This window comes from Coprococcus phoceensis (genome assembly GCF_900104635.1).
In the GTDB taxonomy this organism is placed as follows: domain Bacteria; phylum Bacillota; class Clostridia; order Lachnospirales; family Lachnospiraceae; genus Faecalimonas; species Faecalimonas phoceensis.
Window position 1 is genome coordinate 1099317 of the sequence record NZ_FNWC01000007.1, and the last position, 20670, is coordinate 1119986.

26 protein-coding genes and 2 pseudogenes are annotated in these 20670 nt (G+C 30.9%); 2 read left to right on the forward strand and 26 right to left on the reverse strand.

The features are described from left to right. The first annotated feature begins 359 nt into the window (after positions 1 to 359). Positions 360 to 806, forward strand: a complete 447-nt coding sequence (locus BQ5364_RS08985; RefSeq protein ID WP_071144119.1) for a hypothetical protein — start codon at positions 360 to 362, stop codon at positions 804 to 806. 271 nt (positions 807 to 1077) lie between these two features. Here BQ5364_RS08985 and BQ5364_RS08990 read toward each other — a convergent pair whose 3' ends face one another. The 10 genes from BQ5364_RS08990 to BQ5364_RS09030 form a co-directional block, all read right to left on the reverse strand. Continuing rightward, the gene (locus tag BQ5364_RS08990; protein WP_071144120.1) at positions 1078 to 1572 is read right to left on the reverse strand and encodes a hypothetical protein; all 495 of its coding nucleotides are present in this window, start codon (positions 1570 to 1572) and stop codon (positions 1078 to 1080) included. Between the two features lie 111 nt (positions 1573 to 1683). Next, positions 1684 to 1917, reverse strand: a complete 234-nt coding sequence (locus BQ5364_RS08995; protein WP_071144121.1) for a hypothetical protein — start codon at positions 1915 to 1917, stop codon at positions 1684 to 1686. Positions 1918 to 2091: 174 nt separating this feature from the next. Next, positions 2092 to 2337 (reverse strand): helix-turn-helix domain-containing protein, encoded by a 246-nt coding sequence (locus BQ5364_RS09000; RefSeq protein WP_071144122.1) that lies wholly within the window; start codon positions 2335 to 2337, stop codon positions 2092 to 2094. Further along, the gene (locus tag BQ5364_RS09005) at positions 2318 to 2761 is read right to left on the reverse strand and encodes a sigma-70 RNA polymerase sigma factor region 4 domain-containing protein (protein ID WP_071144123.1); all 444 of its coding nucleotides are present in this window, start codon (positions 2759 to 2761) and stop codon (positions 2318 to 2320) included. Before BQ5364_RS09005 ends, BQ5364_RS09000 begins: the two co-directional genes overlap by 20 nt. A 184-nt stretch (positions 2762 to 2945) precedes the next feature. Next, positions 2946 to 3347, reverse strand: coding sequence for a hypothetical protein (locus BQ5364_RS09010; protein WP_071144124.1), 402 nt, complete (start codon positions 3345 to 3347; stop codon positions 2946 to 2948). 14 nt (positions 3348 to 3361) lie between these two features. Beyond that, positions 3362 to 3715 carry a hypothetical protein gene (locus tag BQ5364_RS09015; protein WP_071144125.1) on the reverse strand — a complete coding sequence of 118 codons (354 nt, stop codon included), beginning with the start codon at positions 3713 to 3715 and terminating at the stop codon, positions 3362 to 3364. Between the two features lie 11 nt (positions 3716 to 3726). Continuing rightward, positions 3727 to 4674 (reverse strand): ParM/StbA family protein, encoded by a 948-nt coding sequence (locus BQ5364_RS09020; RefSeq protein ID WP_071144126.1) that lies wholly within the window; start codon positions 4672 to 4674, stop codon positions 3727 to 3729. A 36-nt stretch (positions 4675 to 4710) separates the two neighbouring features. Beyond that, positions 4711 to 5265: a hypothetical protein gene (locus BQ5364_RS09025; protein WP_071144127.1), complete on the reverse strand. Its 555-nt coding sequence runs from the start codon at positions 5263 to 5265 to the stop codon at positions 4711 to 4713. A 6-nt stretch (positions 5266 to 5271) separates the two neighbouring features. Then, positions 5272 to 5409 (reverse strand): hypothetical protein, encoded by a 138-nt coding sequence (locus tag BQ5364_RS17925; protein ID WP_159431680.1) that lies wholly within the window; start codon positions 5407 to 5409, stop codon positions 5272 to 5274. Between the two features lie 540 nt (positions 5410 to 5949). After that, positions 5950 to 6363, reverse strand: a complete 414-nt coding sequence (locus BQ5364_RS09030) for an accessory gene regulator B family protein (protein ID WP_071144128.1) — start codon at positions 6361 to 6363, stop codon at positions 5950 to 5952. 687 nt (positions 6364 to 7050) lie between these two features. Between BQ5364_RS09030 and BQ5364_RS17785 the strand changes: the two are divergent. After that, positions 7051 to 8247 (forward strand): annotated as a pseudogene (locus tag BQ5364_RS17785) (IS256 family transposase). A 134-nt stretch (positions 8248 to 8381) separates the two neighbouring features. Here the strand turns inward: BQ5364_RS17785 and BQ5364_RS18930 are convergent. The 16 genes and pseudogenes from BQ5364_RS18930 to BQ5364_RS09115 all read right to left on the reverse strand — a co-directional run. After that, positions 8382 to 8594: pseudogene (locus BQ5364_RS18930) on the reverse strand (transposase); the annotation flags it as partial. A 255-nt stretch (positions 8595 to 8849) separates the two neighbouring features. Further along, positions 8850 to 9275: a transposase gene (locus BQ5364_RS09045; protein ID WP_071144130.1), complete on the reverse strand. Its 426-nt coding sequence runs from the start codon at positions 9273 to 9275 to the stop codon at positions 8850 to 8852. 93 nt (positions 9276 to 9368) lie between these two features. Then, complete coding sequence (locus tag BQ5364_RS09050; RefSeq protein WP_071144131.1) at positions 9369 to 9617, reverse strand: hypothetical protein; 249 nt, start codon at positions 9615 to 9617, stop codon at positions 9369 to 9371. Between the two features lie 15 nt (positions 9618 to 9632). Beyond that, a complete protein-coding gene (locus BQ5364_RS09055; protein ID WP_071144132.1) occupies positions 9633 to 10130 on the reverse strand; it encodes a transposase in 498 nt (165 codons plus the stop codon). Positions 10131 to 10276: 146 nt separating this feature from the next. Beyond that, positions 10277 to 11560: a sensor histidine kinase gene (locus BQ5364_RS09060; protein ID WP_071144133.1), complete on the reverse strand. Its 1284-nt coding sequence runs from the start codon at positions 11558 to 11560 to the stop codon at positions 10277 to 10279. After that, the gene (locus BQ5364_RS09065; RefSeq protein WP_071144134.1) at positions 11553 to 12287 is read right to left on the reverse strand and encodes a LytR/AlgR family response regulator transcription factor; all 735 of its coding nucleotides are present in this window, start codon (positions 12285 to 12287) and stop codon (positions 11553 to 11555) included. The genes BQ5364_RS09060 and BQ5364_RS09065 overlap by 8 nt, the downstream gene beginning before the upstream one ends. Positions 12288 to 12289: 2 nt before the next feature. Next, positions 12290 to 12640, reverse strand: a complete 351-nt coding sequence (locus BQ5364_RS09070) for a helix-turn-helix transcriptional regulator (RefSeq protein ID WP_071144135.1) — start codon at positions 12638 to 12640, stop codon at positions 12290 to 12292. Positions 12641 to 13086: 446 nt separating this feature from the next. Continuing rightward, positions 13087 to 14022 (reverse strand): ACP S-malonyltransferase, encoded by a 936-nt coding sequence (fabD, locus tag BQ5364_RS09075; protein ID WP_083382782.1) that lies wholly within the window; start codon positions 14020 to 14022, stop codon positions 13087 to 13089. Beyond that, positions 14003 to 15502 (reverse strand): acyl-CoA carboxylase subunit beta, encoded by a 1500-nt coding sequence (locus BQ5364_RS09080; protein WP_235837151.1) that lies wholly within the window; start codon positions 15500 to 15502, stop codon positions 14003 to 14005. The genes fabD and BQ5364_RS09080 overlap by 20 nt, the downstream gene beginning before the upstream one ends. Positions 15503 to 16018: 516 nt before the next feature. Further along, positions 16019 to 16582 carry a nitroreductase family protein gene (locus BQ5364_RS09085; RefSeq protein WP_071144735.1) on the reverse strand — a complete coding sequence of 188 codons (564 nt, stop codon included), beginning with the start codon at positions 16580 to 16582 and terminating at the stop codon, positions 16019 to 16021. A gap of 13 nt (positions 16583 to 16595) precedes the next feature. Next, a complete protein-coding gene (gene fabZ, locus BQ5364_RS09090; protein ID WP_071144137.1) occupies positions 16596 to 17018 on the reverse strand; it encodes a 3-hydroxyacyl-ACP dehydratase FabZ in 423 nt (140 codons plus the stop codon). 19 nt (positions 17019 to 17037) lie between these two features. Continuing rightward, positions 17038 to 17523 (reverse strand): nitroreductase family protein, encoded by a 486-nt coding sequence (locus tag BQ5364_RS09095; RefSeq protein WP_071144138.1) that lies wholly within the window; start codon positions 17521 to 17523, stop codon positions 17038 to 17040. Beyond that, on the reverse strand, positions 17516 to 17959 hold the full coding sequence (locus tag BQ5364_RS09100; RefSeq protein WP_071144139.1) for an ApeI family dehydratase: 444 nt from the start codon (positions 17957 to 17959) through the stop codon (positions 17516 to 17518). Before BQ5364_RS09100 ends, BQ5364_RS09095 begins: the two co-directional genes overlap by 8 nt. Beyond that, entirely contained in the window at positions 17940 to 18374 is a 435-nt protein-coding gene (locus BQ5364_RS09105; protein WP_159431681.1) for a hypothetical protein, read from the reverse strand. The genes BQ5364_RS09100 and BQ5364_RS09105 overlap by 20 nt, the downstream gene beginning before the upstream one ends. A gap of 22 nt (positions 18375 to 18396) precedes the next feature. Next, the gene (locus BQ5364_RS09110) at positions 18397 to 19623 is read right to left on the reverse strand and encodes a beta-ketoacyl-[acyl-carrier-protein] synthase family protein (RefSeq protein ID WP_071144141.1); all 1227 of its coding nucleotides are present in this window, start codon (positions 19621 to 19623) and stop codon (positions 18397 to 18399) included. Beyond that, the gene (locus BQ5364_RS09115) at positions 19620 to 20669 is read right to left on the reverse strand and encodes a hypothetical protein (protein ID WP_071144142.1); all 1050 of its coding nucleotides are present in this window, start codon (positions 20667 to 20669) and stop codon (positions 19620 to 19622) included. The genes BQ5364_RS09110 and BQ5364_RS09115 overlap by 4 nt, the downstream gene beginning before the upstream one ends. Position 20670: the final 1 nt, after the last annotated feature.

A 20670-nucleotide genomic window follows, 5' to 3' on the forward strand; every position in this document is an offset into this window, starting at 1 on the left:
CCATTTCTGATTGCTCTTTTTCCTGATTATTTAGTTCTGCGGCCCTCCATGTAGATACTCACATGCACAAAACTTTACGTTACCATTGTAAATCTTTAAGAATCCGATGTCAATTTCAGAGCGGTCGCAATGTTATAGTAATCCAATATTATTTTTATATCCTTTGCAAAAACATATAAACATTACAATGATATGATTTTTGAAAAATCTATTCCTTTTGTATCTATAGTAATTTCTAGCTCTCTATTCCATAAAATTCATTTAACAATATTTTTATAGAATAAAGAATATAGTTTTTACACCCCTATGATATTCTAATACTGAAATTTAAAACAAGTCATTTACTAGGAGGTACTATAATGAAGAAAAAAATACTCACATTATTATTGACAGTCACAGCTTTAGGTGTAATTCCTTTCTCAGTTTATGCTAGTGACACCGACACTAACCAAACAAATGAATGCAAAGAAGTGATTACAAATCAAAAAATTATTAATGAGAAAAATGCAGACGGCACGATCACACAAGCAGGATTAGTAACATTTGAATATCAGCCAATCTCATCTGATTTAAAAGCAGGCGGATGTTCAACTGGTCATCACACCAATATCGTCAGCAATGGAACACCAGACACCACACGTATCCATGGAAAAACGCACCCAGGATATTGTCAAGTAAAAACAACAACCTACTGGAGATGCAAAAATTGTAACACAACCGGTCATGATGATAAATATACACTTGTATGGTGTACAAATGCAGATATAAGTGGCGATGAATCAGGGGATACCTCCGACTTACAATAAATAAGTTTTATAGAATTTCAATGATTTTGAATAAGAAAGAATAACTTATTTAGATTAGAGTAAATACCCTAACGAATATAAACTTCAAGCATTTTGGGCAAGTTGGGATTTGGCTGTGGAATAACACAATTAAAGATTATATTTAAACTTCATTCAAAAATGTGAATACAAAAAAGGAGTACCAGAAATTCGAGAGCATATCCTTATTGCTCCGACTCTGTGTACTCCTCTTTATGATAAATGATTAGGCCTCTATTTCTACTAGATCTGCTTATGCATTTGCCGCTTTATACCATGGCCGTGTTGTTATCTTTCTCCTGGAATCCCTTTTATAATTTTCTTTTTTTCTATGTTCTGACGATTGTTTTCTTATATTCATTTTATATTCCTGATAATGTTCTTTCTTATGATAACTCCAACAGTTATTTCTCCATTTTTTAGCGAGAGCAGAAGCCGTCGAACTCAGCAATAATAAAATTTCCATCGGGCACTGACATTCCTGCGGTAACTCTCCTTCATACTGTTCATTACATAACAAATTATAATACTTCTCTTTTTGAAGACAGAATGGAAAAATTGCTGCATACACAAAGCTTTTCCCAAATCGGTCCGTTGTCCTGACTGCGGCATAATATACCCCTTCTACAATATAAGACAAGATTACTTCTTTCTCCGGTATCCATCTTCCTCTTTCTTCGTATCCCCTTTGCCTGAAAAGTTTATCACACTCTACTCTTATTTCTTCTGAAACAGAATTTTTTAACAATCTTTCATTTTCTATATGAAAACATATCCAACTCGTCTAAGTCACCTCATCTTTTTTACTTTTAAAAAGCAGGAACAAGAAATATAATCCCTTTCTTGATCCTGCCATTTGCTACGCTGTTGCTTTTAAACTTCCTGCTTCATCTGCAAAAAACTGTATATAATAGGTCTTTTCTTCTCCTTCTACTACAATATGATTTGCATCCAAAGCAATAATTTTTTTAACTACTTCTGTTTGGAATTTTTTCCCTTTCCAATAATAGTGCAGTGGTCTACCCGTAACAACTGGAAATACCACCCAGCCATGCGTCCATATCATTTTTTTGATTTTCTTGTTTTTTACCATCCTTGTTCCTCCTTTTCAACATAAAAAAGGCACTGACTGCCCAATAACAATCAATGCCATTCTTTTTCTTATGGATATATCCCTATCCTAAATTTCTTCTCCTATTTAAAATAGGACTATACCTTTGTGATGTCAGCCTATGCTGATATCATAAATAGTTACATAATTATCATATCACAATATATTGTGTTCATCAATACTTAATGCACAAATTATTGTATTTTCTGTTTTCATAGGAAATTTTATAATACTTTTTAAAACTGCACATACCAATTCCTGGTATAAATCTTCATCAAATTTCCCACTACTTTTTGCGTATTTTAATAGCAAAGGACGGTACATTTCTATAATTTCGAATACTGCTTTTTTATCTTTATTTCGTGCTTTCCATAATAATTCCTCAAATTCTCTTTCCTGCATCTTTTCCTTCCCCTAACTCTCTACGAATTTTTTTTATTATGTTGTAATAGGTGTTTTCAGCCTTTTTCCCGGATATTCCTATAACCATTCCTATTTCATCAAAGGTTTTTTCGTACAATATTCGCAGACAGAGAACCTTTATATGCAATGCCGAAAAACTTTTCAATATATGTAAAAGTTTATTATCTGTTACCTGAGCAAACAATTTTTCCGGATCAATCTTTCCCGAAAAAATATTGTGTGCTTCCATCATCTCATTCCATTCTGTTACACTTCCTTCTAACTCTTCTAAATCCTCTTCTAAAGTGATCTCATGCTCTTTGATCTTACTTTTATCATTCATATAGTTGATAGTGGTATTTCTTACTGCACTCTGTAGGTATGCACTAAATTCATCTATGGTAGTTCGTTTTTGTTTATCCATAAATCTCCTCCTGAAATCTGTTTTTAATCTATAATCCGTTTCCAGGTGGAGAGTTTTACTTCTATGTTACTATTACTTACTTTTAAGTAATAATTACAAAAAAGCTGCTAGAGTTCTTCTAACAGCACAATATTCATTTACTACTCTGATTATGTTTTCGCAGCAAAAGACAGCATAAATAAACTTATATATTCTTTTCATTATGTATATATCTTTCAATCATGCATTCTTCTATTTCCTCCATTCTGTCTATCGAATTTTCCAAATGATCAAACTCTTCAATTTCCTCTTGATCCAAGGCATCTTCAATCATTTCTGTTAAATCTTCTTTTTTACATCCAGGTTTGAATATGTATCCACAATTAGGACAAATCCGATACCAAATAATAATTTCAATTCCACATTTTGGACAAAACTTTTTTTGATATCTCTTCCTAACTAAAAAAAGAATAAGAACCATTTCCTGTAAAAATAACAATAATGTCAACAGCAGAAATGCCCATTTCTTTCCATTCCATGCCACCCCCACAAGCAGTCCTTGTAAAATTGTCATTCCGCCTAAAATATACTCTACTCTATTCCGCATTTTTTCCTCTCTTTCTAAAGTTCTTCTTTATAGGAACTTTTATTTTCCTCTAATTCCTCTTTCTCCATTTCCTGAAGCAATTCTTTATTTTTCTGTATCATGAGAATATCCTCCTCTTGCAGAGTTGGAAGAAATTCCTCTTGTAATTGTATAACTCTGTTTTTCTTTGGTGTATCCAGCTTCTTGTCTATCACCGCCAGCTCTTTTGAATATTTTCCTTCTATGTTTTTATGATATGCAAGAACCGCCTTTACAACAAACTTTGCTTTTCTATGACCTAACTGGTTTAGTATTTTTGCAACTTCTTGATGTTCCGGATCCTCTTCATCAAATCCCAGGGAAAATCTGTACGGATTCTGTTTTGTCATACGTCCTCCCTTTAATATCCTGCCTTTTCTGCCATATATTGTTTGATAAAGCCTTTTACATTTGCTTTCGGATCGTCTAAAACATAATATGTTGAATGATATCTTTTCCACACCTCATCAATAATATCCTTTAAAAGAACCGTTCCGCCTCCCACGAAAACAGTCACTGTTGTTCGAAAATCAATACCAAATTCTAAAAAAGAACCTAATAAATCACTCATATATTCTGCAGCAATTTCAAATGTCCTTCGAATAACCAATTCTGAATATGGCGTTTTCCTTTTAAAAAGAATATTATCAATGTCTATTTCTTCGAGATAAAGATTAAAACGCTGCCTTATTCCTACCATAATTCTTTTATAGAGCATAATAATCCCTTCTGGAAGGGAATCAATTCTTGTCCTGTCTACTACTCCATACCGGACTAACAGATAATCTACTGTAAATCCTCCAATGTCTATCAGCAAAACCTTTGGCTGCTCTTGTAAATGAAGCTGATTTGCCACTAAAATATACGCAGAATATCCCTGCATATATACCTTTACACTTTCATATCGTATTCTGTATGGTTTCCCTTTATAAGAAAAATAAACTGTTTTTCCTTGTCGCCAAAAATATTCCCGAAATTTCCGGATTTGTTTTCCATAATCTCCCGGCGGAAGTCCAACTAATAACTGGATTGGAATTGTTCCCCCTTCATGAATACCAGTTTCTATCCCTTCTTTTTCCAGTTCTTTTGCCACTCCAAGTAATGTCAAAATATAGTACCTATCATCAATTGTTTTATCTTCCAAATAGGAAATTCTCTGATTACTCTCCAAATAGTTGATCCCTTTAAAAAAAATTCCTTCTTCTCCAGGAAGGATTTTTTGTTCCTTCCTTTTTATTCCCGAATGAAAAATAAAATGGTTGGTTTTCATCATTTTATTGCCTGTATCTATACTCATAACAAATCCCATATTTCTCCTTTCCAGCCCTTTGGCTATTTTATTTACCTATTCTTGATAGTTCTGATTTACCTGCTTCAATATTTGCTGATTTTTTGCTTCGTATCCCCATAGGATGTTGCTGACTGCCTCAAACGCCTTATCCCTCCATCTAAAATAAGTGGCTCTGTGTATTCTTGGTATCCGTGGAAAATGCGGTTCCAGTTTATCTAGAATTTCATCTGTATTCTCTGCTCTATAAGCAGACATGTAGGTATAATAAAGTACCCAATAATACTTTTCTCCCTGCGGGTGATATTTTCTCATTAACTCTACCGCCTCATCAATCAACTTCAAATATTTATTCGCCTGATTGATAGATTCGATCCTCTCCCTCATATCTTCCATATCCAGATTGATATCCATTCCTGCCTGATAAACACTATCTAAAAATTCATCTACATCGGTGCCATATTCTGTATGAAAGCATTGCTTTACTTGATTGATTTTAATCTGCATTTTCCAATTGACAGATCTGTATATTTTAAATAGCGATATAATATCATGGTAAACTTCATTATCTTTTCCTTTTACATCTTTTGATACCACACCCGATTTTCTCATATAATTCTACCCTCTCTTCTGTTCCTTAAAATATCTTTCTATACTTTCATCTGCTCTCTTGCCTGCTATAACAGACGTACATAAGATGCAAGCAATCATACTGATTGTTATAATACCTAAAATGATAACTGCTATTTTAATCATTTTCATTCTCCTTATGTCCCTCATGTTTTAAATCTTCCACCTGGAAATTGATGGATCACTGCTATTATTCTTGACAGAATTAAATTTACTCTATGAAATTATCAAGGTGCTCCTACTATATACCAACTAAAAATTCATGGATTTTCTGTAAAAAAGCAAAAAAAAATGATACAGTACAAAATTCTGTATCATTTATATCTCTAGCACTTCTTCTCCAATCTAGTTTCTCTATTTAAATTTATTTACTTTATAAAGTTTTTGATAATACGTAAAGCCAATGGACTTGAAAATTATCATAAAGCATATAATATAAATCCAAACAGAAACATAACTACTTCATCAGATTTTATTTATGCTTAAATTGGCATCAGACAGCATCTTTATTTATCCTGTAATAAGATATAATTTTTTCATTTTTTATGTATCCTATTACCAACGAAATTGCATTAACTATGATTGCCCATTGAATCGCACACATTATGCTAGATTGTTTATTAACATATGCCACAGTAATAAGTACAATGAGTACCACATTTCTTTTTAGTGAAAAAATTTTTTTTCTTTATATGACAATTTCCGTTTTAAACTTGATTGCGGTGAAAGGATGCATATAACTACTAGTGCTGGAATTATAGTAATAGCATATGGTAAATTTTCAAATATTTTAGCATTATAAATAACCAAAACTAAAACTATATTTGAAAATATAAAACACGATATAAATTTGTTTAAATGTACTCCTCCTGTAAAAAATCTTAACAAAGAAAATGCAATTAGAAATGTAGCAAAAAAAGTTTTTTGATTTATCAATGCCATAATTAAAAATATATACGCTGAACTAACTATTATCTCTAATCCAGTTTCCAATCCATATGATAATTTTATAATTTGTGTTGTATCAATGCACTCTTCTTTTAATAGTAATTCTACTATTCTATCAACTATTTTTTTCATCTTTATTTAATATTTCCTCAATTCATCTGGAAAATCATTTTCATGATATATGAAAAAACAAATTCCTTCTCTTGAAATTATACAAATTAAAGTTGAAAAAATGACAATAGATTTCATAAAAGACCTCATAATAACATTTTTAATTCTCATTATTATTCCTCCCAATGTTTATTTACTTTTTCATATCATATTAAAAGGAATAATGCCACATCTTGTAATAAATCCGTAGTTAGATGTAAAAATCACGCATTCTTTCAATAGGTGATGCTTAAAAAGTGTTATATAGTGGTTCTTTTCTATGATCATTTTCTAATATTTTAGTGATTGACTATTCACCAATAGTAAGTAAAACACAATACCACCTATATCTTTTATAATCAGATAATGCAACTATAAAAAAGATTTTATAGCTTTAGTCAGTTGCACATCTTCGGAAAATCAAGAAGTTATCAGGTTGAATTTTAGTAATCAACTTTTTATGTTTAACAAATAATAATATCAAAAGTTTAATGTTCATATTTTGAAACTAAATATAAGTCAGACTATAGTTTTCAAAGAAATTTGGCCATTAAGAATTGTCAATTGTAACAGTGGGCAGTTCAAATTAAGAGTGAAACTTTTTCTGTAAATAATGCTTTAGAGGGTCTTCTATGGTAAATATTTTATCATAAAGAGGCCATTTTAATTATGGCAAGAGAAAAAACTGTACACAGAGTACAAAAGACAGAAGGAAAACGTAATATCATTCACCAGCTCTTGGAAGAATACGATATCCAATCAGCAGAAGACATCCAGGAAGCTCTGAAACATCTTCTTGACGGAACCATCAAAGAGATGATGGAAACGGAATTGGACAACCACTTGAGATATGAAAAATTAGAACGTTCTGATAGCGATGATTATCACAATGGTTATAAGCAAAAAAGAATAAATAGCCATTATGGTCCTATGGAAATTGAAATTTCACAAGACAGAAAATTAATCCTTAAACCTCAAGTAATAAAGAAGTAGCAGAAAGAAATTTCAGATATCAATCAGAAGATAATCTCTATGTATGCAAAAGGTATGACAACCCGGAAAATTTCAGAAACTATCGAAGATATTTATGGATTTGAAACATCAGAAGGTTTTATATCAGACGTTACAGACAAGATTCTTCCACAAATTGAAGTCTGGCAGAATCGACCTTTAGATGAAGTTTATCCAGTCCTGTACATTAATGTGATTCATTATTCTGTTCGTGATAATGGAGTGTTTCGGAATCTTGCTACGTATGTGATTCTTGGGATTAATGCGGAAGATAAAAAAGAAGTACTTACAATCAGTGTAGGAGAAAATGAAAGTTCAAAGTATTGGCTCTCTGTTTTAAACGAATTATAAAATCGTGGTGTAAAAGATATCCTGTACATCTATGCAAATGGACTAACCGGTATCAAAGAAACGATTGCTGCAGCATTTCCTAAAACAGAATATCAAATATGTATCGTTTATCAGGTGAGAAATACCTTGAAGTATGTTCCGGATAAACACAGAAAAGCATTTGTAGCAGATTTGAAGACGATATATCAGGCAGCGGATGAAAAGAAAGCTTTGGGTTGGGTAACGGAAAAATGGACTCACAAATATCCGAGTTCCATGAAACGCTGGAAGGATAACTAGGATGCCATTTCCCCGATTTTCAAGTTTCCATCAACCGTTAGAAAAGTCATTTATACAACAAATGCCATTGAATCCCTGAATTCTACCTATCAGAATCTGAATCGTCAGAGAAGCATATTTCCGAGCGATACAGCCCTTTTAAAAGCGCTATATTCATGTATGAGGGACGCTTACCAGAATAATAAAAAGGTTAGAAAGACGGGCGAATTTATCACCCGATCTTGACATGTAATTTTATAACTGCCATATATAAATCAAGGTAAAACGCTAATTTTATTCAAACCTTTCACCTATCATTATCATAGAAGATCTTATTTAGTGACTTTTCTTCATAGTCTCAATTAAGAACTACAACAGTTAGACTTTTTTACACTCTGTAGTTCAAAAATGCATTTCCTATCCTTTGGAATATCTAAAGTAATGTTTTCCATGAAAGATGTAACCGTTTTAGGAATATAACCGTTCTGGTTATTGTCGGTTTCTTTATTTTTGTAATCATACTTGGGATAGCTAAGATTATCATCCATTTCAACTTCAAGCACTCCCAATAGAGTATCCCCTAATAAATCTTTCTACATATTTTAATCATCTTTCAGTTCGCATTTTTCTAATAATCTACTGATGAACATTTTGTGTCTGGATTCATTTCCTCTTCGGTCACAAAAAATCCTCTTAAATTGATATTTATTTTAACATCAATCTAAGAGAATATATAGCTCATTTAGAGTTTACACAGAATTGAGGACCTGTTGATAAACTCACTTTTTCAGCGTTTATTTCTACATATCTTTTTGAAATATCATAAAACGGCTGGTAAATTCAGTTATTCAAACCACTTTTACCAGTCGTTTTAGATATAATGCCGTTTCCGATAAGAGGCATTCTTCTGTCGCTTTCTGAAGGCCTCTTTTTTGGATTTTATTCAATTTATGTTCTCTCTTTAAAACTGCGAATGTTCCTTCTGCCCATATCTTCCTAAGACGCATGACCCTCAAATAATCACTGGTCCCCACTTTCTTGCTGTTTCGAAAATAAGAGGGATAATAAGCATTTGCATTGATCCTGACTGTACCGAGATCTGTAGCACCAGATGCAAAATCCGGACAGTTTTTACATTGTTTCTTTGAACGGCTATATAAACGGTAATAGTTCTGTGTTGACTTTTTATAAATTAATTTCTGAAATGCAAAATGTTTTCCCTGTCTACATACAAAGCGATCTGTTTCTTCCTCATAACAGAATCCCTTTTTCATTGCATTGTTCTGATATTCACGGATAGCTGTATAACCTTGCCCCCCCTAATAACTCCAGCCCTCTGTGTACTGCTCCTATATCATATCCGCCATCTAATCCAATTTCCTGATAGATAATATCACTTTCCCTCCGGTTTCAGGATAACAATTCACATCGGTAATAATTCCATGACTGGTATCCACTGTCATTTCCGTCAGATAACCCATCCCTTTTTTACGAGCCTGATAGATATAACCACACTCTGGATCTGTCCGGCTTTTTAAAGACCCTTTCTCTTTTTTTACATTTTCCGGTTCTTTATATCCAGGCATGGATGAAAGCTCTACTTCCAGTTCTTCCATATATTTTACAATGGATTATTGGACCGTTTCAACTGCCTCATAGAGGCTGTCCCAGGATACATTGGACGGAAGGAATGAACCATCCGCAACACCGGTTTCTCCCGATACGATCCCAAACTTTATACACTTCAGTACGATCTCATTAAAAATTTCCTGGAATATGCCGGTATCCTGAAAACGTCTTCTTCTATTCTGGCTAAATATTGAATGGTCTGGTACTCTATGCATCAGATCAATTTCACAAAACCAGCGGTAAGCAAGGTTAAGAGATACTTCCTCCTCAAGTCTTCGTTCTGATTTGATCCCATAAAGATAACCAATCAGCAGCATTTTTATCAAAACAACGGGATCAATCGATTTTCTGCCAACAGGAGAATAATAGGAGGCCGACTTTTCGTATATAAAATCATAATTTACACAGTTTTTAATCCGTCTCAGAAGATGATTCTCTGGAATCATAGAATCTATGTCAAGGATTACCATCTGGATTTGTCCGCTTTGTTTTCCCATCATAAAAAAAGACCTCCTGCAATTGATATAATAAGTATACCATACAGAAAGCCATTTTTCTTTAGTTTGTCAACAGGTCCAATTGATTCCACTCTCACATTAAGAGTAAAGTCTTGAATTTAAATGTAATTAATTCCAACTTTAAAAGACTACATATAAAGAATAACTTCTATCTTAAATATACTTTTCTCAATTCCCATTTTAACCAAACCATTATATTTTTCCACTGCCTTTTGAATCGAAGAAATTCCTATTCCGTGTCCATATGGTGACTTTTTCGTTGTTCGTATCATACCATTTCCTAAGATATCTACTTGTTTCAGACACGGGTTGGTTACGCATATATATAAACTACCCTTAGCATATTTCATTATTAAATGAATATTTTTATCTATTTTTGTTTCTATATCGATTATTGCTTCTATTGCATTATCAATGGCATTAGTTAATATAATACATATGTCAAAGTCTGAACACTCAAAAGTTTCAGGGATAGAAATATCTGTAAAAACATTAATTCCTTTTTGTTTTGCTATATTTACTTTTTCCGATATAAGATAATCTATAATTTCATTTCCACTATATTTTTTCAAAAATGTATTTTCACAGCTATGTCCTTGTAATATATTTATGTAATCTATAATTTTTTTATAATTCTTTCTTTCAGCATACTCTTTAATACAAATCAAATGATTTTTAAAATCATGAATATTCTTTTGCATCTGAGAAGAAATTTCACGTCTATTATTTTCTCTTGTCATTAATAGTTTTATTTGATTTTTATATATAGTATTTGCATGTAAAACCTCAAAATTTTTAGCAATCCTATTCAGCATATTGAATGACAATACATTTATCAATAATATTAGCATCACCGCTAACATCACTGATACCCTATTGACATATTTGCCGTCAGAATTAGTTTCTAAATAAAATGAATATATAATATAAATGCTTGAAAGAGAAATTAAAATATTAATAATCCAATCTCTTAATGATATATACTCATAATTTGTTTGTTTTTTCATAAGCTTAATTATTCTAATAAAAATCAAAAGTAAAATTTTAGAACATATTCCCCCTACAAACTTATCACTAATTGTTTTATTTAGAAAAATGCTAATGAGCATTTCAGAAATACATCCCAAACATTCTATTAAAAATACAGAAAATAGAATATTTTTTATAGAATCTTTGTAAATTAATTTGCATAAAAGGAACAAATTAAATATTGTAAAGAATAAACTATATGGTACTCCTAATACAATACTATTACTTATAATATAGTCTTCTAACCAATACATACAAAAAAATACATATGGAATCCATTTTTTACTAAATCTATTCTCTAAAAATAGTTCAAAGTATTCTTTTAAAATCAAGATAAAGAATCCTGGAAATAAAAAATCCATAAATGATATAACGCTATCCATTATATTCTGCTCCTAAAATCCCCAAAAATGTTTCTCTAACAAATTTTTGGCGTTCCTCACTAATAGAAAGAATCATACCATTGTTTAACACGATTTTAGAAAAACTCATGTCTTTTATATAAATAAAATTTACATAATATGATTGATGAATTCTTAAAAAGGGGATCCTTGTATTACACAAGTTTTTTTCTATATTATCCAATTTCCCATAAAACTCTTTTTTATCTCCAGTATTCAATATTATGTTAACAATTCTCCCTTTACTTTCAAAAAATAAAATATCCCTTAATAAAATTTTATGTATCATCTTTTTATATTTGTATGTAAAATAAATAGGCTGTTGCATAATTCGTTCATATGCTTTACAAAATACTTCTTCAAATTTTGCGGGATCGATTGGTTTTTTTATAAACCTAAATGGCTCTACCTCAAACAATTGCAAAAAATAATTCTCATATCCTGATATAAAAATGATAATAACATCTGAATTAATTGCCCTTATATGCTGTGCCGTTTTTATGCCGTCCATTCTAGTCATTTCTATATCTAAATATACAATATCAAAACTATTATGACATTTATAGTAGTCTTTCAGGGTCATGCCATCATAAAAAACTGAAATATCAACATTTATAAATTTGGTAACTGCTATTTTTTCAATTAATTTTTCAATAATTGATGCTTGTATACGGTCGTCATCACATATAGCTATTTTTAATGATTTCATATTTATCCATTATCTTTTTCTTGAATATCAAGAAACCTTCCTAAAATTATCTCTATAGTTTCCTTATTTTCATCATTCAATTTATCAAAATCTACAATTAAATCAAAATATTTTTCCAACTTCTTATTACAAAAAATTTGTGACTCAATACTTCGCTTTGAATTTGATAATTCAAACAAATAGTCCAAAGATACATTAAATATAGCAGCTAAACGTATAGCTAAATCAATTTTAGGGATACATGTTCCATTTTCTATTTTGCTAATTGTCTGTTGTGATGTTTCAGCTCTTATTGCAAGTCCTAGTTGTGTTAGATTTTTTTTCTCTCGCAATTCTTTTACTCTTGTATTCATACAATATTTACTCCTTTTATATTGTATTCTATACAAAAATAGACCCTTCTATACTCTGTTCAGAGTACATGGAAACAATTTTTATTGTATCACTTGTTTTATGTATTTAACGATTATGCAAGACATCTATTTCCAATATTTTATATAGTTACCCAGTAAAACATTTTGCAGACGTTCCGACTGAGTTATTAGATTGAACTAATACTGTAACACCAAGTTTGATCTTTATACAACAGTTATTTTATTATAAAATTTTTTAGGCAAATTTAGATTTTAGGCATACATCTAATAAATCAAGCATCACTTCCTTCATACATCGCACACCCATTCTACAGACAGCTATCAATCTGTTGTTGTCGTAATTTTCTGAAGCAAATGTCGTCATCAACTTTGTAAATAAAATCATTATTAAGGACTTCAAATCCATTCAATAAATATTTCAAAAACTATTTAGGTGTATTTAAAATATTGTTACACAATTTAATTAAAACTCGCCCTGAACCAATTTGTATAAAATCGCAACATCCCTTTCTTTTTAGATATTCTATAGTATCAACCCAGCGAACAGGCTTTACAATTTGTAATAATAAATTTTCCAATGCATTCTCCTTAGTATATTCACATACACTATAATTTGAAATAACAGGTATTTTAGGTTCAGCAAATTTTGTCTTTGATAATATCTTTTTATATTCTTCTAGTATTATTTCCATGTATCGAGAATGAAATGCCCCACTTACATTTAGTCTTATTATATAAGCTCCATGTTTTTCTAAAATTTCTGTACATTTAGTTAATTCATTTTTAAGTCCAGAAATGACTATTTCAGTATTACTATTTATATTAGCGATATCAATTCCTGATAAATTATTTTCTGCTAATATTTGTTTAATTTGTAATAAAGGCATATTCAAAATAGCTGCCATAGCACCATCTTTAATTCTCCCCATTAGTTCTCCCCTTTTTTGAACTAAACGCATTCCTGTTTCAAAATCAATAATCCTCGCTGCTTGTAACGCATTATATTCTCCCAAACTATGACCTATAAAGTATTCTGGCAAATGATTATCTTTCAGAAATTCCATATAATTTAATGTATTAATTAAATATAAAGCAGGTTGTGTATATTCTGTCATATTCAAATAATTTATTTTTTCCGGATTTAAACACAATTCTTCAATCGAATACCCTAAAACTTCATCTGATTTTTTAACATACTCAGGATACTTACTAAATAAAGATTTTCCCATCCCATGTTTCTGTGATCCTTGCCCGGGGAACATACATACTCTCATTAAAAACACCTCAAACTTTCTAACAATATTAACTCCATTTTCTTTAATTTTCTTTAAATTTCTTATATCATAATGGAATATTTCCATGTTTTTTAGAAATGTGTATTATCTCTTGTTTATTTTGCAAACACATTATATCTTTAAAGATACGTAATCGCGTTTCTTTAGGATCTAATATCTCATCTATATAACCTTCTTTTTCAGCAATTAAAGAAGACATGTAAATGTTTTCATATTCTTGCATTTTTTTTATTCTAAAATCTTCTCTTTCCATTCCACTAAGTCTTTTAAGATCTTGCGCGTAAATGACATTTACAGCCCCTTCAGCTCCCATTACTGATATTTGGCTTTGAGGCCACGCATATACAAAATCTGTTCTTAAATGTTTACTTCCCATTGCAATATAGGCACCACCGAACGCTTTTCTAAGAATAATTGTTATCTTTATTGTCGTAGCTTCTGCATATGCATATAATAGTTTTGCACCATGTCTAATAATTCCTTTTTTTTCTTGCTCTACACTAGGCAGAAACCCCGGGACATCTACTAATGTAATAATTGGTATATTAAAAGAGTCACAATAACGTACAAACCTAGCCGCTTTATCGCTAGAATCACAATCTAGTACACCTGCCATGACACTCGGCTGATTTGCAACAATTCCAACTGTTATCTCACTTATTTTTCCAAACCCAACCACTATATTGGTAGCAAATTCCTTTTGAATTTCTAAAAAACTATCTACGTCCACCACTTCATTGATTATATCAATTATGTTATAAATTTTCCTTGGATTTTTAGGAACAATATTCTGTATATTTGTAAAGAATTTTTTATTATACTTTACATTTTTTATTTTTGTATCATAAACTGAAGTAGGAATTATTGAAATCAACTTTTTTAATTTCTCGAAACAATCATCTTCGTTTGAAAAGACAAAATGAGAAACACCTGAAATCTTTTTATGGATATTTGTCCCTCCTAGCTCATCCTCATTACAAGAAATACCTGTAACTTCTTGAATAACCTTAGGTCCAGTAACAAACATATGGCTAATCTCATCAACCATAAATACAAAATCCGTTATTCCTGGCGAGTATACCGCTCCTCCGGCACATGGACCTAAAACAACTGATATTTGTGGTATATATCCAGAAGCCAATGTATTATAATAAAAAATGTCTCCATAAGCTGCCAATGCATTAACTCCTTCCTGTATACGTGCACCACCCGAATCATTTATTCCGATAATTGGGCATTTATTTTCTATAGCCTTTTTAATTGTTAAAGCTATCTTTTCTCCGTGTTTTTTCCCAACTGTTCCACCACATACAGTGAAATCTTGCGAATATATATATACTAGCTTACGGCCAATATAACCATAACCTGTAATTACGCCATCATAATCTAATAAACTTTGTTCTTTGTACTCCTCTTTATATGAACCCACATTACTTCCAAATTCAAAAAAAGTATCTTTGTTCAATATTCTTTCAATCCGCTCAATTGCATGTAGCTTCCCCTTTTTATGTTGTTTCTCTACATTATAATTCTTTATCCCTTTCACGATTTTCTCCTTTCTGAATATAAATAATTATATAGCGAAAATTCATCTGAAAAGATATATAGTAATAAATCCTGAAAATCATGCTATTTTTCCTTTTATTTGTAAGTGCCTAATTTTAGGGTGAATGCATTCACCGGATATTCGCTCTATAATGATTGGTAGGAAATGCTAAAACAGTAGCATTTCACACCATATATAGATAAGCGCCTAATTTTAGGATAAATTACGTCCCTTAAATTAGGCGCTTACTTCCTATATCAATTTTTCCACTTCTCTTACCTTTAAAAAATCCATTTATAAAAGGTTATAATAAACAGTACTAATATTACACTAATTTTTCAAGCAACTCAGTCTTTCAAAAACATAGATTATCTAGTGCGAGTCCTAAATACAGTTTTAAACACATTAAATATTATGCAGTTCTTATAAAGTCGCCATTAATGAGTATGACATACAATAACTTCTCTTGTGACTCTATCCCAAAATTAAACTTCAAAAACATTTAGGATTGCTAAACTAATTACTCATATAATCTCCAAATATAATTTCTTTCATTTCCTTTCTGGACGTACAAGGACTTTCATCATCCGGAATTCCAATTACTAATATAGATATTAATTGGAAATTATTCACTGATAATTGTTTCACTATTTCTTTTTCAGAATAATAAACATCACGAATCCAAACTGAGCCCAATCCTAAGCTTGTTGCTTCCAAACACATATTCTCAATAGCAGCTCCTATTGACAATAAATCTTCTTTTTCCCATTGTATTTCTTCGTTATCTCTAAATATCCCAATTGCTATCGGAGCATTTTTGATTACTTTAGAAGACATAACGGAACTTGCCATATATTTTTTTTCTAGGCTAGGTGCATTTAAAAATGTGTCTAGCATTATCTTAGCAATCATATCCTTATCCTGTTTCTCAATAATCATTAATTTCCATGGTTGTCTGTTTTTTGCCGATTGACATTTTCTTGCACTATCAATAATTTTATCTAGATATTTTGGAGGAATACTCTGATTTTTGTATTTTCTTATACTTTTTCTTTTATTAATTATATCTAAAACATCCATATCCAATACCATCCTAAATCTTCTCTTTGGAAAATATCATTTGACATGTTAGCACTTTGTCTACTTCATCAGATATTTCTCCATCAAAAAAGGTCACTTTTCCACAAACACGAATCAATTTTGCCGTAATCTTTAATAATGTATTAATAGTTACCTTTTTATAAAAGCGAACTTTATCCAATCCAACTAAAACTCCTGTTTCTTTTTCATTTAACTTCCCATAACAAACACCAGCTGTTTGAGCTAACATTTCAATCATTAAACTTCCTGGTGTAATTGGCTTATTCGGAAAATGCCCTTTAACCCAAAAGTCATTTTCTGTGATATTTTTTACTGCAATACATCTTTCCCCCTCTTCTAGCTCATATATAGAATCAATTAATAAAAATGGTTCTCTATGAGGAATAGTTTTTTTAATCCAGTCTATCTCGTACATAGTTATTTCCTCTCCTTTATCATATAATTAATTCTTCGATATTCTTCTTCATTTTGGGTTGTAGTTTGATTTTTTCATATCCCAAAGCAATTAAGGCAATCAGTTCATATTCTACATCTTTACCTTTTAGAATCTTTGCAACTTCTTTTTTTTGAACTCCACCTATCCAGCAACTTTGCACTTCATTAGCTGTCGCCTCTAACAAGAGATTTTCTATTGCTGCTCCAAGCGAAAGCAAATCATTGTCTGAAAGTTCTTTTTCTCCTGACCAAATAGCAATCATATTTTCACAGGTTCTAACCCATTTATTCTTTTCATTTAAATCAGCTATTTTGTCAATATATTCTTTATTTATTACTTTCTGAAAAAACCACGGCTGTTTGTTGTGACTAGATGGTGCTAGTGATGCAGCAAAAATAAATTTGTTCAATTTTTCATTACTGACCTTTTTTTTACTAAAAAGCCTGGTGCTGTGTCGCCTTTCAATAGCATCTATACTAAGCATTTCTAGTCTCCTTAACAAGAAATTCATAATATTCTCTCATAAACTCCATATTATGAATTTTTTTAGCTTGAATTTTATTTCCTACAATTTTACCGCTAAATATCTTTCTATCTCCAATATGACCTTCTACTTGATAGCATTCTGGACAATTATCGTTTAATTTTAACTTTACAATAATATATTCCCCTGGCACTGCAACATCATAAAACTTAAAGTTTTTTACTTCTATAGGTAAAAATGAATCCTTACAGTCTGAAACATATAAATTATGTACTCTAATTAGCTGAATTGCCATTTCAATTTGCATAGCTGCTGGCATAATTGGATTTCTCAAAAAGTGATACTCAAAAATCTCTTCATTAAAACTAACATATTTTTCCCCAACAATACAATTTTTATCTATTGAATCAATTTTATCAATCAATAATAATCTCATTTGATTTTTTCCTTTCTTTATTATAATCTAAATCACTTAGCTGACTCACATCAATTTCTGTAGTTTTTTTCATCATTATTTCTCCTCTTTCCACTATCAATCCATTTTCACTATTAACACTAACTTCAAAAATATAACATCCTAATTTATCGTTATAATATTTCATTTGCGCCATTATTTCTATCATTTGATTAACAACAGCATATTGGTTAAATTTTATTTGCTTTACATTTGCAATATATGATCCGTACTTGTTATCAAACATACTTCTTGCAAGTTTACCACAAGTTTGAAAAATAGTTTCAAACATGATATATATTGGTACAAATGTATTCTTGTCTATAAGTGTCTGTTCCTCACACTCTTTATAAACAAATTTTGTAGTTATATTTTTGTTTTCAATCCTCTCCTTCATTATCATTCTTATATAATTCATTTTATTCCTTTCCCACAATAATAGTTGCGTTTTGACCACCTAATCCAAAAGAATTAATCATTGCATTTTTAATATTACCTGTTTCTCTAATATTTGGAACATAATCCAAATCACATTTTGCATCTTTTTCATGATAATTAATAGTTGGTGGAAAAAAACCATTTTGCATTGCAATTATGCTACACATCATTCCCATAGCCCCTGATGCTGGCAGAAGATGTCCATGCATAGACTTCGTACTACTAATTTTCAACTTTTTTGAATATGATTTAAACACATTTTTTATTGCAACTGTTTCGTACAAGTCATTCTTAATCGTACCTGTACCATGTGCATTTATATAGTCAATCTCTTCCCTTTGCATTGCAGCATCTTCCAATGCCCTTTCCATTGCTAATGTCATTCCTAATGCATCCACATGAGGATCTGTCATAGAATATCCATCTAATGCACTTCCATATCCTTTTATTGAACATAAAACATTTTCCTTTTGTAAATCAACATTTTCATCTTTTTCCAAAACAAAGAAGACTGCTCCATCCCCTATCGTAAAACCACTTCTATTATTGTCAAAAGGTCTACAATTTTCTGCTATATTTTCTTTCGTTTTTTCTAACGCCCCCAGCCGTTCTAGACGCGCAATAGTCGTTGGTTCTATTTTAAAGGAAAATCCCCCAACAAGCATTGCCTCAACTTCTCCCCTTTCAATCATTTTATAAGCCTCTCCTATAGCTTGTGTAGATGCTGCACAAGTTCCTAGGTTGGCTAGACATGGTCCTTGAATTTCATACTTCTTTGCCAAATAATAGAGTAACGATACTGGATTAGTATGAAACAACTGTTGTCGAATTTCTGTTCTTTGATTTGTACCAGTTTTATATTCTAATAACAATTTTTCCAAATTCTCTTTAGTGGCTATATTCGGATCAACTCCTATTATCGCCCCTATTTCTGTTGATTTATATTTTTTACATATACTAGGTAGTATGTCTCTAAGAGTATAATCAACTATTTGCCATTGATAAGTTTCCAAATTATAGTCTTTATCTTGAATAATACAATTTATATTTGATTCAGCAGCATGCTTAATAGCAAAATCACTTGTTTCAAAACGTGTAATTTTATCTATACCGCTTACCCCATGATATAAATTATAAGTAATTTCATTTTCACTATTCCCTATAGGAGTTACTCCTGCCATTTTAGTTACTACAACCTTGCTACTCATTCATCATTCCTCCTATACAAAATCATTGAATTATATTGTCCCCCAATCCCACAATCACCAATAATACAACTTTTTTCTTTCTTTTTCTCCATTAAAGCAATTCCTAAAACACAATCTAATAAACCGCCACAATATTCTAATTTTCCAGTTATGCGTTCTCTCATATTATATGTTTCTATTTTATATCTTTTTTTCACATTGTCTTTATTATGCAGTTTGCTGTGAATTAAGAAATCGATGTTATCGCCTAATTCGGTATGTTTTTTCAATAAAATCTGTATATTTCTAAGAATATTTTCATCAGAAATATTAAATGGAGTTTCATCCGGAAATGTATTGATTGCAGTCTCACCTACATATGCCAAGATTTTTCTTTTGGCTGATTTGGCACTTTCTTCACTTTCTAAAAACAAAGCGACAGTACCTTCTCCTTTTTTAAGCTCTTTTTCATCATTCCAAAAATACACACATTTTTCAAATTCTGAATATGAAGATGCTACAATAGCTTGTTTCAATTCACCATATCTTATTTTTTTTGATGCCATAATTAAATTAGTTAATCCTGAATTTTCACCTGTATAAAGCAATTCTCCACTACCATGAATATTTAAATTCTCCGCTATAAAATTTGAAGGAATAGTGGAAAGTATTCTTATTCCATTTAGCGGAGGAATTTTTTTTATATTTTTACCTATCTTTTCCAAAGAAAGCATATCATTTTCGTAGCAATACTTTAGAAATATATCTATCATTTCTTGACTGGGATGTATCAATTGATTACCTAAATAAATTGCACACTGCATTTTTTCTTCATGTGACAAATAAATTTCATTCATCATAGAAAGTACATTAGATACCTCTAGAAAATTTGCATTATTCATTAATTTTTTTCCATTAAATTTAATATTCTCAACATAGTTGCACCTTTTTTGAAAATTTGCATAATCTTCTATTTGTGGATTAAGAAGAGCCTGCTCACACACAATATGCGGATCATTTCCCCAAGAAGTAATGATTCTTGTACCTGTTACTACTACTCTATTCATA